Source organism: Thiomicrorhabdus arctica DSM 13458 (assembly GCF_000381085.1).
Lineage (GTDB): Bacteria > Pseudomonadota > Gammaproteobacteria > Thiomicrospirales > Thiomicrospiraceae > Thiomicrorhabdus > Thiomicrorhabdus arctica.
The window spans coordinates 1688678-1705222 of the sequence record NZ_KB905899.1 but is presented as its reverse complement, the minus strand read 5'-3'; the positions used below and the strand labels follow the sequence as shown (position 1 = coordinate 1705222).

The following is a 16545-nucleotide window of genomic DNA, read 5'->3' as shown; positions in this document are numbered from 1 at the left end:
TGAGGTTTAAATACACTGTTAATTTTTTTGCTTGGTGACCAAGGATCTTGATGAGTGATTGTCGGTTTAAAATTCCGTAGAAACACGGTTACGTCCAGACTCTTTTGCACGGTATAGCGCTTTGTCAGCTTTTGAAACGGCTTCTTCTAAGTTTTTCCCAGAATAGGTCAAACCTAAACTAATGGTAAACGAAACGCCAGTCGTATTTAAAGAATCGTTCTCAATGGTAGCTCTAAGGTTCTCACAAAGGGCTTCTATTTCGGCAGCATCTTCTACTTGGCCTAAAATGCAAAACTCCTCGCCGCCGAATCGAGCGACGAGATGATTCGAAAAAGTTTGTTCGATTTTGTGGGCCGTATAGGTAATGGCCTCATCGCCTTTTTGGTGACCGTGGTTATCATTGACTCGCTTAAAGTGATCAATATCCGCCATTACGGTGAAAAAGTATTGTTGAGAAGATTGAAGTTGCTCAAAACGTTCTCCACCGGCTTTGAAAAAATGACCTCGGTTAAAAATTCCAGTGAGAGCATCGGTTTGAGAGATTCGTTCGATTTCGAGAAAGGATTCTGCTTGTTGAATGTTTTGTTGAACCCGTATGTAAAATTCTTCAGCTGTAAAACTCGTATTATAAAAATCATTCACGCCATATTTCATGAGTTTGATGGTGGCTGCAATGTTTTCGCTTGGCGCACAAGACATCATGGGCAGTTGGTTTTGGGAATACTGCGAACGGATATGGTTGACGAGTGTATAGAGTTCAAGGTTTGAAAAGTCATCAGAAACATCCAACAGGAGCAGGTCAGGAGAGTACGTTTTAAGATCTTCTTGCAGTTCATCACAGCTTTCATAGAGTGAAACTTGAAAATGATGAATGCGTAACATACCGAGTAGTTTAGAGCTGGATTTAGAACTTGTACTCAATAACCAAACCTGTTTTTGACTGTTGCGGTAAATGGTGTGAGCAGTTTGTACGGCATAACGAATTGAGGAGAGGCCATCTTTGAGAACGTAGTCGGCCACTTTTCGTTTGAACATTGCTTGGCGTATCTCATCATTATAGCTTGCCGTGACCACGATGGTGGTGATGTGTTTACGTAATAACAGATCAATTGCTTCACCCTGTGGGGCATCCGGGAGGTTCAAATCACTCAAACAAACGGCAATATTGATATTTGTATTAAGCAGAGCTGTTGCTTCGGCCAATGAGTGGCAAATATAAATAGTCAAATCGGTGAGAAGTGCTAACTCTCTCTGTAGAAGGAGCGCCATTGATTTTTGGTCTTCGATAATGAGAAAGGCATCTTTAGCCATAGGGTTTATAAGCCGTATTGATTGTTGATTGTTAACTGCATAAATAGTATACATAAAATGATGCACGAGCGTAATAGCTAATATATCAAAGAGTAGGGTGATAAAGCTTAAGTAGGACTCTATATTTTAAAGGGTTTGATTCACATGTTTAACGCTTATAGCACCTAATTTTAGGTGACGTGCGAGTCATGCTTTTCACCTTGATAATTGCTATAATACCGATTTTATCGGTGTTGAGAGCTGCTCTCTCAATGTTATCACTTAACCGCTTAGTCTGGATGTGAACATGCTCTGCCAAGTTTTTCCTGAACAATATCAATCTCAGCTGGCTGAAAAGACCCAGCGTTTGCAGGATTTGATCCCATCGTTACATCACCTCACGGTGTTTGCCTCTGAACCTCGGCATTACAGGGCTCGTGCAGAATTCCGCATATGGCATGAAGGAGATGAGACTGATTACATTATGTTTGACCAGGAAACCAAGCAGAAGGTGAATATAAAGCAGTGCCCCATGGCGATTGAGTCAATTGCAGACTTAATGCCAAAATTGATGGCAGAGATTACGGCCAATGAGGTGTTACGTCTACGACTGTTCCAAGTGGATTTCTTAGCGACACTCAGTGGTGACATGTTGGTGACATTGATCTACCGATGCGGAATTGAAGGTAACCAGGCCTGGCTGGATTCTGCGAACCGATTGAAAACAACCTTACCCATTACGCATATCATTGGCCGTGCTAGAAAGCAAAAAATTCTCTTAGAACAGGATTTTATCATCGAGAAATTGCACGTCGATGGTAAGATCTTTACTTATCAGCAAATCGAAAACTCTTTTACTCAGCCGAATGCTGGGGTTGCACAAAAAATGTTGCACTGGGCTCGAAAGGTCTCTAAAGGTGCAGCGGGTGATTTAATTGAACTGTATTGCGGTAATGGCAACTTTTCGATTGCGTTATCGGAGTTTTATAATCGCGTATTGGCAACTGAGATTTCAAAAACCTCAGTAAAATCCGCATTGTTTAATATCGCCGCTAATCAGGTAGAAAACGTAACTGTGGTCAAGATGGCTGCCGAAGAAATTTCACAAGCGTTGCAGGGACAAGAATTTACTCGGCTAAAAGAGGTCGATTTAGCCTCCTATCATTTTGAGACGATTTTTGTGGATCCGCCACGTTCGGGGCTAGATAACTTAACCCGTAAAATGGTGGCAGAGTTTGAGCGTATTATTTACATCTCCTGTAATCCAGAAACCTTGGCGATAGACTTAATCGAAATTGAGAAAACCCACGATATTGTCGAGTCTGCTTTATTTGATCAGTTTCCGTATACGCACCACATTGAAAGCGGTGTCTTTTTAAAAAGGAAAGCGGTATGATTTTAGCTTGGGTGGGTGCGCTTTTTATAGGCATAACGTTAGGTTTACTGGGCTCTGGTGGCTCCATTCTGACGGTACCTGTATTAACCTATGTGGTGGGTCAAGAGACAAAGCTTGCGATTGCTAGCTCCTTGATGATTGTCGGTATTATCAGTGTCTTTGCAGCACTGCCTTATGCCTTTCAAAAGCTTGTTAAATGGCGTACCGTTGTGGTTTTTGGCCTTCCAGGGATGATGGGGGCGGTCGCGGGTGCTTGGGCTGCACACTTTGTCAGTGGTGCCATTCAAATGTTAATTTTTGCAATGCTGTTGTTAGTGGCTTCTTATCTGATGTTTAAGCCCGTTAAATTAAACCCTTCAGAGAGAGACGGTCCTGAACGTGCGATGATTAAAATTGCCATTGATGGCTTTCTTGTTGGGTCGGTAACAGGTTTAGTCGGAGTAGGAGGTGGGTTTTTAATTATTCCAGCACTGGCTTTGCTAGGCAGTTTATCAATGCGATTGGCGGTCGGTACGAGCTTGGTTATTATCGCCATGAATTCATTTTCTGGTTTTATTGGGTATATAAAAGTACTAGAGGCATTAAATTTAAGCATCGATTGGCAAGTGATTGGCATTTTTTCTACGATTGGCGTATTTGGTAGCTGGTTAGGGCATAAACTGAGTAGCAGGGTCAATCAACATCAGTTGAAACAGGGTTTTGCCGTTTTCTTGGTTTTAATGGGTGTCTTTATTCTTTATGAAAACGTATCTCATCTGCTTTAAATAAAATCCATTATCTTGTCAATGAAATGTTCGGTCGAGATAAGTAACATGTTCATAATATCTTTCTCTCTGAGAAAGGGTTTAAAGATAACGATCTCAACCTTGTAGACAGTCGATCAAGTCGGCTGCCTCTTTGAAGTTATGGACACTCTTTTTTATCTGAGACGAAACACATTCAGTATTAACTTAAAAAGGGGTTCAAAATCATTTTCTAACGGCGTAATTAGGTCAAATTAAGGTGGTTTTCAGCGAATTAATTTACCGTTCGGAATAAGGTAGTCGTTTCAATCTAAACCCAATTAAATAGGACGTAGGCATGAAAAAGAAAAAAATAATCATCGTTGGCAATGGCTTTGCATCCTTGTTTTTTATCCAATATTTTTTGTTGCTGCCAGTGCTGCCTGTTTTTGTTAGCTGGCTTTACAAATTATTTTCTAAGCACGAGATTACTTTGATTGGTAATGGACAATTTATCTATTTCCCTTCAATACCGGATTTTATTACAGGACATAGAAACCGGGAAAAAATAACGGTTGATATAGAACCTTATTTAAAGAGAAGAAACATTAAATTTGTTGATGATATGGTGACAGACATCCAGGATGGAGGTCGAACTGTCATTACCACCAAAGGACGATATTCAAATGATGCTCTTTTTCTGGGTATTGGCCCAGCGTTCTTAAAAAATGACATTCCTGGGACAGTAGAATATACCTACTCACCATGCAGTGGAATTGACGACATGGAACGTTTTCTAGAGAAGTTAAATACCTTAAAGCAGGGAACGATCTATTTGGGTTTTAAGCTCAATAAAGAGGATGGGTTTGTTGCAGGTCGGGGAGGACAAATTTATGAAACGGCTTGTTTACTGGATTATGAATTAAAGAAAAGAGGCGTTAGAGAACATTTTAATATCCATCTGTTTTCACCAAACATCGAGGTAAATGAAAAAGGCGCAATCACCGATCTTTTATTAGAACGTAATATCATTCTGGACTATGGTTATGAACCTAAAGAGTTTATTGAGGGTGGAATGCTAGACGCAAATGGTACTTTTAGGCAGGCGGATATTGTTCTATTTTCTCCTGGAATTGTAGCACCTGAATTAGCGGTCAAATCCTGTTTGCCTGTTTCGGTAGGTGGTCATATAGATGTTGATCAATATGGCCAAGTTAAAGGGTTAGAGAATGTGTTCTCTGCGGGCGATTGTGCCAATCATGAACATCCAACTCCATGGTTACCACACCAGGCTCATATGGCTCAATTGAGATCTCAAGCGGCGGCTAAAAATATGCGGGAAGTCCTTAACAAGGATGAAGCAACCCATACTTATCGTAAAGAACTTTCATGTATTTTGAATATGGGAAATGATGGGTTGTGGTTGCATGCAGCTGAAGATAATAAGCCACCTTTATGGAACTTATTCCCTAAAAGATCGAAAAAACTGGTTACTTTAAAAAGTGCTTTTGAAAAACTTTATCTTTTGTATCTAAAGTATCTGTAACGGTTGGATAAAGTCTAGTTCAGTATCAAATAGTCATGATAGGTCTCAAATGAGTGATGATATAGTTTACACACGATGCCGTTAATGGAATCATTCTTATTTAGAACGACTTGTATTATGAAATAAATAGAATCCGGATCGTAGTGTGCACCTTTATAGTAGGCTAGTAGGCCAAACTAACATCGGTTGGTCTAAAAAAACAAAGCATCATACTCAACAAGATTTATAGGTAAAAGGAATATAAATTGATGAAAGTCATTTCGGTCAATGTGGGTCAAGTTCAAATACAATCTTGGCGTGACGGTACGCCAAGTGCTATGCATAAGTCAGCAGTACAAGGGCAGATTGTCGTCCATAAAATAGGGCTTGCTGGAGATGAACAGGGCGATCTTAAAAATCATGGGGGTGAAGATAAAGCCGTTTTCATCATGCCAGAAAGTAATTATGCATTCTTTGAAATTGATCAACCCTTTGGTTTTCTGGGCGAAAATTTAACCTTGTCCGGTCTGGATGAAACGGAGGTTTGTTTAGGAGATCGTTTGCAAATTGGCACGGTTCTGTTAGAAGTGACTCAGCCTCGCTCTCCTTGTTGGAAGCTGGGCCAACAGGCCAGTGAAGGTTCCGATTGGAGATCAGGTGAATTTTTAAAAACCTATTCTGAAAGCGGCCGAGTGGGTTTTTATTGTCGAGTCTTAGTGACTGGGGTTTTACAACAGGGTCAAGCGGTCACATGGTTGACGCGAGATAGCCATGAAGAACATGCCGAAAAAATGCCTTATAAAATATCTATTCAAAAGTTGTTCTTAGCCAAACAATTTCATCAAACCGATCACGATTGGTCCATTTTGCACGCGGTGGTGAAGCACCCAGCACTTTCAATCTCTTGGCAGAAAGCCATTACAAAATTGCTTGAACAGCATTCTGAACAAGCTGATTCAAAGGTTTAAACAGTTCCCAGTTGAGTTGGGATGGTGACCAGAAAAACGGTACCTTTACCGAGTTCACTTTGAACGATAATGGTGCCTTTTAACTTTCGGGTGACTAGATTATAAACCAGGTGTAAGCCTAGTCCACTACCTCCTTGACCTCGTTTCGTCGTAAAGAAGGGTTCAAATGCCTTGTCGAGCACTTCCTTAGCCATACCTTTACCATTGTCAATAAACTGAATTTCTAAACGATTATCAGAACGTTCAGTGACTTTGATCTCAATGGTTGGATTGGGCGTATTGTCATCAAAAGCGTGAATGGAAGCATTCATGATTAAATTGGTAACGACTTGACTCACGGAACCAGCATTGCTGTTAAGCGTTAATTGTTCATTACAGGAGAGAATGCTTTGGATGTTCTGTTTTTTTAAAACATGATTTAAGCTAATCAGGCTTGAATGTAGAGTGTCATAGATATTAAAAGTGAATGTTTGATCACACGTTTGATCAACGGCAAGTTGCTTAAAACTCGCGATTAAATCGTTGGCTCTGTAAAGGTTTTCTTCAACGATGACGGTGGCTTCATGCGCTTGATGTAAAAATCCAGTTAACGCACTTTGTGTGAGAGCTTGGTTGTCAAACAAATTTTGCAAGTGCTCGACCTTTTCTCTTAATAAAGAACTACTGGTCAAGCCAACCCCTAACGGGGTATTTACCTCATGCGCTATTCCGGCTACAAGACCACCTAAAGAGGCCATTTTTTCATTTTCAACGAGCATATCTTGCGTACTTTTTAAGTTTTCCAGCGTTTGTTCAATCTCGTTGGTGCGTTCCTTAACCAAAAATTCTAAATTCTGGTTCGTTTGTTCTAGCTCTGCATGGCTGACAGAGAGCTGTTTTTCGGTACGAATGATTTTGAAAATAACCTTGTACGCCAAAAAGGAACCAAGTAAAACCGTTAAAATCGACCAGGTTAATATGAGATGCACACTTTCTGCATATTGTTGTTCAATCTCATTCAGAATGTTTTGCGAACTTTTTCTTTGTAACGTGACAAGTTCGGATAATTTTTGTAAAGAGCGGTTTTGTGCTTCGATACCTTTTTCATTGAGTAAATCGATCGCTTTTTTACGTTCAGAGTTGTGAATAAGCGAGATGACTTGAAACTGTATTGGAATGGATACTTTTGCAATCGCGCCTTGTTGGTCAAGAATTGTCTTTTCTTGTGGAGTTAAATTGAGTTTTTCAAATCGGTTGCGTGCGGTGGCAAAAACTGCGCCATGCTTATTGAAGTCCATATAGAGTTCATCGAGCAAAAAATCGTCATCGATATTCGCCATGATGAGCATGCCTAATAAACGTTCTCGTGCTGCGCTATGCATGGTATGCATAATGTCGACTTTGGTATTGTTGTATTTAACAATTTCTTCGATTTTAATTTTGACCGAATCAAACTGCGATAGAGTGTATGTCATCAAACCAGTGAATACGCCAATGGTCATCACAAAACTTAAAATGAGTATTGAAGCGGTAGAATTTTTCATATAGAGTCTAAAATAATATCTTTATCACTTAGTTTATCGGCCACTTATTTGGTTTGTGGCGGAGTTTATGCCGGGAATTCTTAGTCTGGATAAAGAGTACGAACCATCTTTATTTCATCGAGATACTCTAAGAGCAAATCAACCAATCTAGGTTCAAATTGCTTACCTTTCTGTTCTGAAATCAGATCAACAATTCTTTCAATTGGCCAAGGCTCTTTGTAACAACGTTTACTGCCAAGAGCATCAAAAACATCTGCAAGTCCCGTAATACGAGACATTACATGTGTCTCATCGCCAATTTTTCCCGCAGGATAGCCCCCTCCATCCCAGTGTTCATGATGCTCCAAAGAAATGAGGGCGGCTGTCTTTAATGATGCAGATTTTGATTTTGAGAGTATGTTGTAGCCGACTTCGGCATGACTTTGCATTATTTGCCGTTCATCTTCGTCATGTCGCCCTGGTTTGTTTAAGACATGATCTGGAATGCTGACTTTACCCACATCATGCAAGGGCGAGGCTAATTTAATTAATGCACAGTCAAATTTATTAAGGCCATAGGCTTTCGCTAAAATATAACTGATTTGTCCCACCCGTTTAACATGACTACCGGTTTCTTTGGAGCGAACTTCAACGGCTTCACCCAATATGTGTACAAGTTCGCTTTGGCTTTGCTCAACCTCATCTTTAAGTGTCAAGGCGGTATGGGCTTTGACAAAATTATCAATGAAAATATCCAACAAATGCAGGTTTAATTCGCTTAACGGTTGTGATTTACGGACATAAAGCAGGTTTTCTTCGCCAAGGTCATTGCTAATATAAGCCACAAATTCGATGCCTTTTTGTATCGAACTTTTTTGTTGATAGGACTGTTGAAATAGGGTGTGAACTTCAGGTGGAAGAGTGCAAATTTCATCCTCTTTGAGCTCGGAGAAAAGATCCCCTGCTTTAGCCAATACTTTGAACTGCTGTCCATTGTGATCTTGTTGAGTGGGGGTGGTCAACACAGTACAGTACATCGCATCTTCTTCCAGGTCTAATACCGTGGCGATTTGCGAGAGGATCAGCGAGGTTAAGGAGCGTAGGTTGGTTTCAGAGCTGATGTTCCCAATCGCTTTGAGCACTTTTTGCAATCCCACCCGATGATTGTCGATGGTCATAATGTCTCGATAAGAACGCAATGAGGCATAAAGAGTAGTTTTGAGCTTGCTAGAGGTTAATTCAGTTTTTGATTTGTAATCGTTGATATCATAATCTTTGATAACCGACTCTTCAGGCGCTTGTCCCGGTTGGCCTGTGCGAAGAATGATACGGGTGATGTGATTGTCCATCTCTTCACGAATGTATTTGACTAAGTCAAGTCCAGCCGTATCCGTCTCCATGACCACATCTATAAAGGCGACGGCAATGGGGGCGTTTTTAGGTTGTCTTTGCAATACTTCTTTCGCTTCTGCAGCGCTGTAGGCATGGAGTAATTCAACGTTTTTATTTTCAAAAGTAACGGACTCTAAGACCAGCTTGGTGATTTTATGGACGTCCGGTTCATCGTCAACAATGAGCACTTTCCAGGGTTGCATTTTATGCAGTTTGTCACTGAGTATTTCTTTGGCAGTATCCGCAGCAAAGACATATAAATCATCCATTCCGTCACCACTCCTTCTCATAAATAGTTGTTAGATAATATCATACCATTTTGCTAGGGATATCAATTGAATTGTGATATTTCTAATACGTCAGATGTATCCGTTTTATAAAGGAGCATGGTGGGTTAAACAAGGACCCAAGTTTTGCACCAATCAAGAGTCTTAATCGTGAAGGTGAATGCAACAGAAAAAACTTAAAGTGCACAGCTAAAAACAGTGGGTTGTCCGTTTTTGAGACCGTCTTGAACAATGATGAACTCTATCCTTGTCGCGGTTTTTTGTAAAAATTGAATGCCTTCGGGTTTACCCATGCTTGATGGGAGGTCGCATAGATAACGTAAGGCCGTTTTAGAAGCAGATTCACTCGGTAAGGCATCTTCACCATTCCAGAGAATGACTTGATAGCTTAAGTCTTGGTCGCCCACCGCACCTGTCAACACTAGAAAACCAGGTTCCATTTCACTTATGCCTCTAATCCCTCTGCCAGCTAGGGGCAGATAGAGGGTTTTAACCGATTTGATTTTAAACTTCTTTTTATGCAACTTTAAACGTAAAACGGTAGCGATATTGCCACGCAACACCGGTCCTCTAAAACCGACTAACAGGCGACCTTTAACATCGATTGCCAATCCTTCAATATCGACCCCGTTTTCTTTACTGGGAATCCCCACAAATAAACCTAACGTTGCATGATTTTGTAACTCTTCTGCTAATGAAAGGCTTTCAACCTTAACGGCTTTATAGTGCCTATCCAGTTCAATGCGAAACAGCTGTTGTCTGGCAGGTTCTCTACTGACGGTTTGTAGTCGTTTCAAATTCTGTTTAGCAGATTTGTTTTTTTTGAGTTTAGCGCGTTTCACACTGTGAGAGCCGATGGCGTAGAGATAGGGCGCTTGCCAAGCCAAGCCTTCAATATCCAATTCGGTATTCAAGGCGGCCATCGAGCTGTCTAGGGAGATGAGTTGACCGGGTTGCCAGATAAGTTGGCCCGAATTTGTTTTGAGGCGCGTAAACAGTTGTATTTGATGACCTTCATCCGTTGCCAGCGCCATAAAGTCGCTGCTAACAATGAGGCCACTGATATTCAAAGAATCCATTCCTAAGTCGGTAGAAAATGACCAGGCCTGGTCATTTTCCGGCGTCGCTAGCGTGTTTGCATTTGCAGTGTTTACTGCGAATGTCAGTGCCAACAAAAGGCCATAGCCAAATAAGGTTTTAATGCAAATGCGTTTTGTAAGGTGTGATATTAGGTGCATGATGTCAGACTCGGGTGATAACGTGTTTAATCAAACCGTTATTGTAGCGGATTGTGTAAAATAGTCGCTAACAAACTAAACAACGGCCAAATGACTGTGACCATGAGTGAATCAATAACAGAACCTACCGCGGAAGCGATAACCAAAGCAATCTCCGATGTTGAGTCTGATATTAAGCCTGTATCCGCTTCCATTAAGCGTTCGAAAAAAGAACGTACCAAGGATTGGATCAAACCCCCAAAATCCATTATGAAATTGGTCGGTAAAGCCATGGCTCAGTATCAAATGTTGCGCGAGGGCGACCGGGTTTTATTGGGTTTGTCTGGTGGTAAAGATTCGATGTCTTTGCTCATTATTTTGAAACACATCCAGCGCCATGCGCCGATTCATTTTGAGATTGCCGCCTGTACGATTGATCCTGAGATTCCAGGATTTGATCCTTCACCCTTAAAATCCTGGTGTGCATCATTGGATGTCCCCTACTTTTATGAATCGGAAGACATTGTCAAACTGGCGGAAGAGCGTATGAAAGGCAACTCTTTTTGCAGTTTCTGTGCCCGTCAAAAACGCGGTATTTTATATTCGACTTGTCGTCGTGAAGGGTATAACGTGTTGGCCTTAGCGCAACATTTAGATGATTTGGCCGAAAGCTTTATTATGAGTGCTTTTAACGCCGGTCAATTACGTACTATGAAAGCCCACTATCTGAATGACGATAAAGACATTCGCATTATCCGTCCGTTGGTGCGGGTTCGTGAATGTCAAACCCGTGAATTTGCCACAGAAGCTGGTTTGCCGGTGATTGAAGATAATTGCCCGGCTTGTTATGCCAAACCGCAAGCCCGTGAAGAGACCAAACAGATGTTGTTAGCGCAAGAAAAAACCAATTCACATCTCTATGCTAATCTATGGCGTGCGATGCAACCCTTAATTGCAGATGACAATCATGCAGGGCATGCGAGCCTGTTACAGTCTGAATTGTCAGAGCCGAATGAGGTCGATTTATGAGTCATTTAAAGCATCAACTGCCTGAGAAAAAGCCTGCTAAAAAACGCACAGTAAATGACCAGGCCTGGTTAGGGGCCTTACTAAAAGGCTTGGTCATTGCCTTTTCCTGGTTCTCTTTAGCCTGGAATCAAAGACTCGGTCGTGGCATCGGTTGGTTATTAATTTGGTTGCCGAACAGTCAGAAAAGTATCGCTCGGAAAAACCTCCAGGTGGTTTATCCCGACTTAAGGCCGGATGAACAGAAAGTTTTGCTGCACAATACCTTATTCGAGTTAGGTAAAACCATTACCGAACTCGGGCCAATGTGGTGTTGGCCTAATCAACAGATTTTACCTTTGATTAAAGAGATAAAAGGCCAGGCCTTATTGGATGAGGCGATTACGAATCAGAAAGGGGTGATTTTTCTCGGCCCTCACATTGGTAATTGGGAGCTGAATGCCATCTATTTAGCGAGCCGCTATCCTTCTACCTTTCTCTATCGCCCCCCTAATGTCTCTTCGGTTGAATCCTTTATGAAGAAAGCGCGTTCGCGATTTGGAGGTAAGCTAGTGCCGACGGACTTACGGGGTGTACGTACCCTAATTAAAGCCCTAAAGAACAATGAAGTAACCGGGATTTTGCCCGATCAAGATCCTGGCGAATCGGGTGGTGTTTATGCACCGTTTTTTGGACGACCGGCCCGCAGTATGACTTTTGTGAGTAAATTGGTTCAGAAAACCGATTGTGCTGTGTTGTTTATGATGATGGAGCGTCTGCCCAATGCCGAAGGTTATCGGCTGCACTTTTTGCCGACCGATGCCGATATTGGAAGTACAGATGAGTTGGTTGCGACGACGGCTTTAAATGCAGGGATTGAAGCTTGTATTGCCTTGGCACCAGAACAGTATCTTTGGTCTTATAAACGTTTTCGCCATCCACCAGCAGGTGTGGTGGATATTTATAAATCTTAATCGACCTGGCCAACCTTCAACGCTCATCCTCGGATTACATCCGAGCCCGTTTTTTATGTGGCCGTGTGCGGCTCATAACTTTTAACGGGTGAATGTCAGTGTTACATGCCGCACTGATATCATTTTAATGGATCTGCCCCCTTAATTTTCATTTTGTTATAGTACGGAGGCGTTGTGACTCCTGATTTATCCATTTTACGCCATGCTTTTTCAATGAGACACGAATCCTAATCACTTGTTATTTGTGAAGGACTTGGTCTTGTCATGAGTATGCTTCCTCTGGCATTCATTAGACGTTATAATATTTATTACGTATATAGTCAGTATTTGTGACTTTAAAACTGTACGGGCCGTGTAATGACTATTCAATGGGACCTTGTCCTCACTTGTGTAGACAAATGTGCGCTCGTTTCCGATTGCAATTTCTATTGAGGAAAAAACATGCGCCTGAAACATTTTTTCATTTTTGTCCTGTTATTAACCGTATCGGCTTGCACCAAGTCATCTGAGGTGGCGGCCTCTGGCAGCGATGTGAGTGCAACACCGATTAACAAGGTTGCTACACCTTATGGCGACTCTAAACTTGCGATGAAGCTGTTTAAAGTAAAAGATGCACCTATTTATTATGTGATTGGTTTTTCGGGTGTGCCAGACACAGAGAATGAAGGACATACTTCAAATGCAGGCTTCGTGGTAACCGATGCGGGCGTTGTCGTGTTTGATGCTCTGGGTACGCCGGCACTGGGTTATCGTTTATTACAACGTATTCGCGAGGTGACCGACCAGCCTATTGAGCGAGTGATTCTCAGTCATTATCACGCAGACCATATTTATGGACTACAGGCCTTTGAAGAACATGCCGGTAATCCACCGGTGTGGGCGCAAGTGCTCGCGCTGGGGTATGTCGGTGGGTCAACGGCCAGTCAAGGCGAAGATGCCGCACGCCGTCTTGCACAGCGACGTAAAGCGCTATCACCATGGGTAGACGAAAATACCCACATTGTTTCACCGACTAACACCTTCAAAGATGACATGACCTTTGAGCTTGGCGGAGTCACTTTTATGGTGAAACATCTTGGGCCAGCACACGCACCAGCTGACAGTATTATGTTAGTAAAAAATTATGGTGTGCTGTTCAGTGGTGACGTCATCTACAAGGGCCGCGTGCCTTTCATGGACAGCCCAGAGACAGATACCAAACGCTGGCTTCGAGGGCTTGACTATCTGGCCGAGTTAGATCCACAGCCGCGTTTTGTTATTCCTGGTCATGGCACCCCTTCGGAAAGCGTAAAGGATGCGGTCACAACAACCCGTGACTACATCAACTTCGTACGTGATGCGATGGGTGAAGCAGCAGAAAATCTTGTGCCTTTTGATGAAGCCTACAATGCGACCGACTGGTCTGCTTACAGAAACATGCCAGCATTTAATGGAAGTAATCGTGGCAATGCTTACCGCATTTTTCTTGAGATGGAAGCCGAACCGTTCAAGTAGATATAACCGCATTTAAACAACGGACTTTTGGTCTGTTTTCAGATAAGTGAAGCTCAATGTGAGTCTCTCGGACGCATATTGATATTATTGTTTAAAGGTTTTTTGCCTTTTTAAACGCCAATCCAAATCTTAGAAGGAGAGTTGTAGAATGTTTTTTGATGGATCGTTACATGGGGTTAAAGCGAACAAACGAAAAGTATATGCAATGTTTGAAATTCTCTACACGATAGTTGATTTTTTGGCGGCGATGGCCTTTACCATAGGATCAATTATGTTTCTCTATGAGTCGTATGCACATGCTGCAAAATGGTATTTTATTATCGGATCATTGCTGTTTGCCTTTAAGCCGACAATACGAGTTGTGCGTGAAATAAGGTTGGCGTCTACCGGCCATGAAGACGACTTGGTGAATGACAAGTCTTCAAAATAATTAGATACCTTTGCGGGGTTAGATTGCGGATGCATAAGAGGTTGGGTGACAAAGTCGATTAAATTGCATACGAAATACCGACTGGCGCAGTTTAATAAATGTGTTGATAAAGTATAAAATAAAAGCACAAAACGGCATTATTAGAAGCGATTGACATAAGTGGTATTACTAGTTAATATTGTCTAATTATAGTCCGGCTAACAAGAGTTACGGGATTGATCTTGCCGGAAACTCAACTCTGCAAAATTTCGATTATAAACAAACTAAGATAACAGCGAATTCAAATATGAAAAAACAGGTGTTGATAAGTTTAATTGTAGGGATGACGTTTTTGACAGGTCCTGTCGGAGCAAAAGAAGTAAGTCTCAACACGGGAGAAACATACCACCAGGGAGACCTCTCCGTCACTTGCGGTCAACCGTTAACTGTTGATATGCCTTTGGCTCTCAATGAGTGCCAATACTGGGATAGTTTTGATAAAAATTGCCTGTTTGAAAAAACGACTTATACGTACAAAAAACTCGAATGCGTTGAAGAATGTCAGCACTGGGAAAAGTTCAACAGTACCTGTCATTATCAAACAAAGTGTTCTTTCTACCCAGCCCAGAAGTCATTTGTGCGAACCACATGCGATAAGTTTGACGGCTTCAGTAATACCTGTGTGAAAACAAGAAATATAAAAATAGGGCGTTGATGCAAGAAAACAGGGGCAAGTTTTCGTATGACTCACTCCCAATAAATATATAAAAAATAAAATAACCGAACCGAACCAGCGCATTAACTCAGACACGAAGAACGCTTGCGGCCTAACAGTTTAAGCATGGTGGTCCTCGGGTTAGGTATCTACGTAGGGGAAGAAGTGACCCGGGCTCCACTGCTGTCCACTCACGATGTGAGGTTAAAAATGGGAGGAAATTCATGAATAAGTCAATCAATCGGAAGTCAACAGCGGCCTTCGCCATCAGAGGGCTACAGGTATGGATATCAATGGGAGCCCGATGCGCAGCATGGTGTTTGATGTTGATGTTTGCGAGTCTTCCCAACCTCGCTTTTGCCCAACCACCATGCTCTGGAATTCACGTGAAGATTCTGAAAATAAGCAACAGCACTGGAGCCATAGCGTGCGCGTTGTTCCAATCGCCGAAGGGCTTCCCTAAAGATTTTTTGCGCTTTGCAACGAATATTACAATCATCAAAATTCAGGAGTCCCAGGCGACTTGTCACTTTTCAGACATTCCGCCGGGTAACTATGCGATGGCCGTCATTCATGATGAGAATATGAATGGCAGTCTGGACACCAACTGGTTGGGTGACCCAAAGGAAGGCTTTGGTTTCTCAAACAACGCCGAAGCATTACTGAGCGCTCCGTCATTCTCTGCCGCTAGTTTCCAATACGATGGGCAGAATATAGATATGAAGATGAGTCTAAGTTACTGAACACCCCATGCATGAATATTGGGTATTTCTACTTTCTTACTTTAATTAAGCACAACGATTCAGTCGTTTAAGGGGTCTGTTTATAGTCTATCTTTAGTTGGGCTTTTAAAACCTATCAGGCCTGGTGAAATTACGACTGAAGCATAATATACAAGCCTAATGGCTCAATCAAATATTGGCATTTATTTTCCAAGCAAGTCTAGAACGGCAGCATAGAGTTGTATGCATAAGCCTGACAAAAGAAAAAAACCGCCAAGCACTTTAATGCGCGTATCTTGCGATTTAAACACACTAAATTTTGGCATGAGAATCGTATCTTCTATAAAAAAGGCGGATAACAAAGCATAGACAGTAATGGGTAAATAATATGAAAATAAATTATTGACCTCTTCGTGGCCCAAAAATTTAATGCCGATTAAGGCGCCTAAAAACAATCCTATGGGCATAAAACCCACAATGCTTATCGTTGTTGCAGCGCCCCAGCCCGATACAATTTCTTTTATTTTTTCGTTCGAGATGACCACGTAAGAAAGTATAACGACCCCAAATATATCAAATGTTAAACCGATGATATTAAATAGTTTGGAGACCTCAAAGTTACCGAATTGAGACAGTTTGATACCAATATAAGTACCCAAAAAGAACAGTAAGAAATCCTGTAAAGTTTGTATATACCTCGTTTTTTTTTGCATTGTTATGATTCTATTTATGGTAGTTAATGTTGAGCGGATGGCAGTCGTTTTATGATATGAATGTCATTTATTTTAAATGAATAAAAGCAATAATGCGCATATTCTTAGTATAAAAGTAGATTGACCAGGCCTGGTAGGTTTTTATTGATGGTTTCAATTTGATTTTGTTATAAGTTGAGAAGACTTTTTGATATTTATAACTCTTTATTTTCTC

General features: G+C 41.5%; 15 protein-coding genes. 10 read left to right on the top strand and 5 right to left on the bottom strand.

All coding sequences use genetic code 11. From position 1 onward, the window contains the following. Positions 1-66: 66 nt before the first annotated feature. A complete protein-coding gene (locus F612_RS0107945; RefSeq protein ID WP_019557233.1) occupies positions 67-1311 on the bottom strand; it encodes a diguanylate cyclase in 1245 nt (414 codons plus the stop codon). A 286-nt stretch (positions 1312-1597) separates the two neighbouring features. Between F612_RS0107945 and trmA the strand changes: the two genes are divergently transcribed. From trmA to F612_RS12420, 4 genes are all read left to right on the top strand, one after another. Continuing rightward, positions 1598-2686, top strand: a complete 1089-nt coding sequence (gene trmA / locus F612_RS0107940; RefSeq protein ID WP_019557232.1) for a tRNA (uridine(54)-C5)-methyltransferase TrmA — start codon at positions 1598-1600, stop codon at positions 2684-2686. After that, entirely contained in the window at positions 2683-3450 is a 768-nt protein-coding gene (locus tag F612_RS0107935; RefSeq protein WP_019557231.1) for a sulfite exporter TauE/SafE family protein, read from the top strand. The genes trmA and F612_RS0107935 overlap by 4 nt, the downstream gene beginning before the upstream one ends. 316 nt (positions 3451-3766) lie before the next feature. Next, complete coding sequence (locus tag F612_RS0107930; RefSeq protein ID WP_019557230.1) at positions 3767-4954, top strand: NAD(P)/FAD-dependent oxidoreductase; 1188 nt, start codon at positions 3767-3769, stop codon at positions 4952-4954. A 248-nt stretch (positions 4955-5202) separates the two neighbouring features. Beyond that, entirely contained in the window at positions 5203-5901 is a 699-nt protein-coding gene (locus F612_RS12420) for an MOSC domain-containing protein (RefSeq protein WP_019557229.1), read from the top strand. Here the strand turns inward: F612_RS12420 and F612_RS12980 are convergent. The 3 genes from F612_RS12980 to F612_RS12975 form a co-directional block, all read right to left on the bottom strand. Beyond that, positions 5898-7424, bottom strand: coding sequence for a sensor histidine kinase (locus tag F612_RS12980; protein WP_019557228.1), 1527 nt, complete (start codon positions 7422-7424; stop codon positions 5898-5900). The two genes, F612_RS12420 and F612_RS12980, sit on opposite strands and share 4 nt — an antisense overlap. Positions 7425-7504: 80 nt before the next feature. Continuing rightward, the gene (locus F612_RS0107915) at positions 7505-9064 is read right to left on the bottom strand and encodes a DUF3369 domain-containing protein (protein WP_019557227.1); all 1560 of its coding nucleotides are present in this window, start codon (positions 9062-9064) and stop codon (positions 7505-7507) included. Between the two features lie 194 nt (positions 9065-9258). Further along, the gene (locus tag F612_RS12975) at positions 9259-10254 is read right to left on the bottom strand and encodes a DUF3616 domain-containing protein (RefSeq protein WP_157760472.1); all 996 of its coding nucleotides are present in this window, start codon (positions 10252-10254) and stop codon (positions 9259-9261) included. Positions 10255-10422: 168 nt separating this feature from the next. On the opposite strand from F612_RS12975, the gene F612_RS0107905 reads away from it, so the two are divergent. The 6 genes from F612_RS0107905 (at position 10423) to F612_RS0107880 (ending at position 15639) form a co-directional block, all read left to right on the top strand. Then, positions 10423-11328 carry a tRNA 2-thiocytidine(32) synthetase TtcA gene (locus F612_RS0107905; RefSeq protein WP_019557225.1) on the top strand — a complete coding sequence of 302 codons (906 nt, stop codon included), beginning with the start codon at positions 10423-10425 and terminating at the stop codon, positions 11326-11328. Beyond that, entirely contained in the window at positions 11325-12278 is a 954-nt protein-coding gene (locus F612_RS0107900) for a lysophospholipid acyltransferase family protein (RefSeq protein WP_019557224.1), read from the top strand. Before F612_RS0107905 ends, F612_RS0107900 begins: the two co-directional genes overlap by 4 nt. Positions 12279-12719: 441 nt before the next feature. Beyond that, positions 12720-13772, top strand: a complete 1053-nt coding sequence (locus F612_RS0107895) for an MBL fold metallo-hydrolase (RefSeq protein WP_019557223.1) — start codon at positions 12720-12722, stop codon at positions 13770-13772. Between the two features lie 148 nt (positions 13773-13920). After that, positions 13921-14202: a YrhK family protein gene (locus tag F612_RS0107890; RefSeq protein ID WP_019557222.1), complete on the top strand. Its 282-nt coding sequence runs from the start codon at positions 13921-13923 to the stop codon at positions 14200-14202. A gap of 286 nt (positions 14203-14488) precedes the next feature. Further along, entirely contained in the window at positions 14489-14896 is a 408-nt protein-coding gene (locus F612_RS0107885) for a hypothetical protein (RefSeq protein ID WP_157760471.1), read from the top strand. A gap of 224 nt (positions 14897-15120) precedes the next feature. Then, a complete protein-coding gene (locus F612_RS0107880; protein ID WP_019557220.1) occupies positions 15121-15639 on the top strand; it encodes a DUF2141 domain-containing protein in 519 nt (172 codons plus the stop codon). Positions 15640-15821: 182 nt separating this feature from the next. Here F612_RS0107880 and F612_RS0107875 read toward each other — a convergent pair whose 3' ends face one another. Further along, a complete protein-coding gene (locus tag F612_RS0107875) occupies positions 15822-16331 on the bottom strand; it encodes a hypothetical protein (protein WP_019557219.1) in 510 nt (169 codons plus the stop codon). Positions 16332-16545 lie beyond the last annotated feature (214 nt).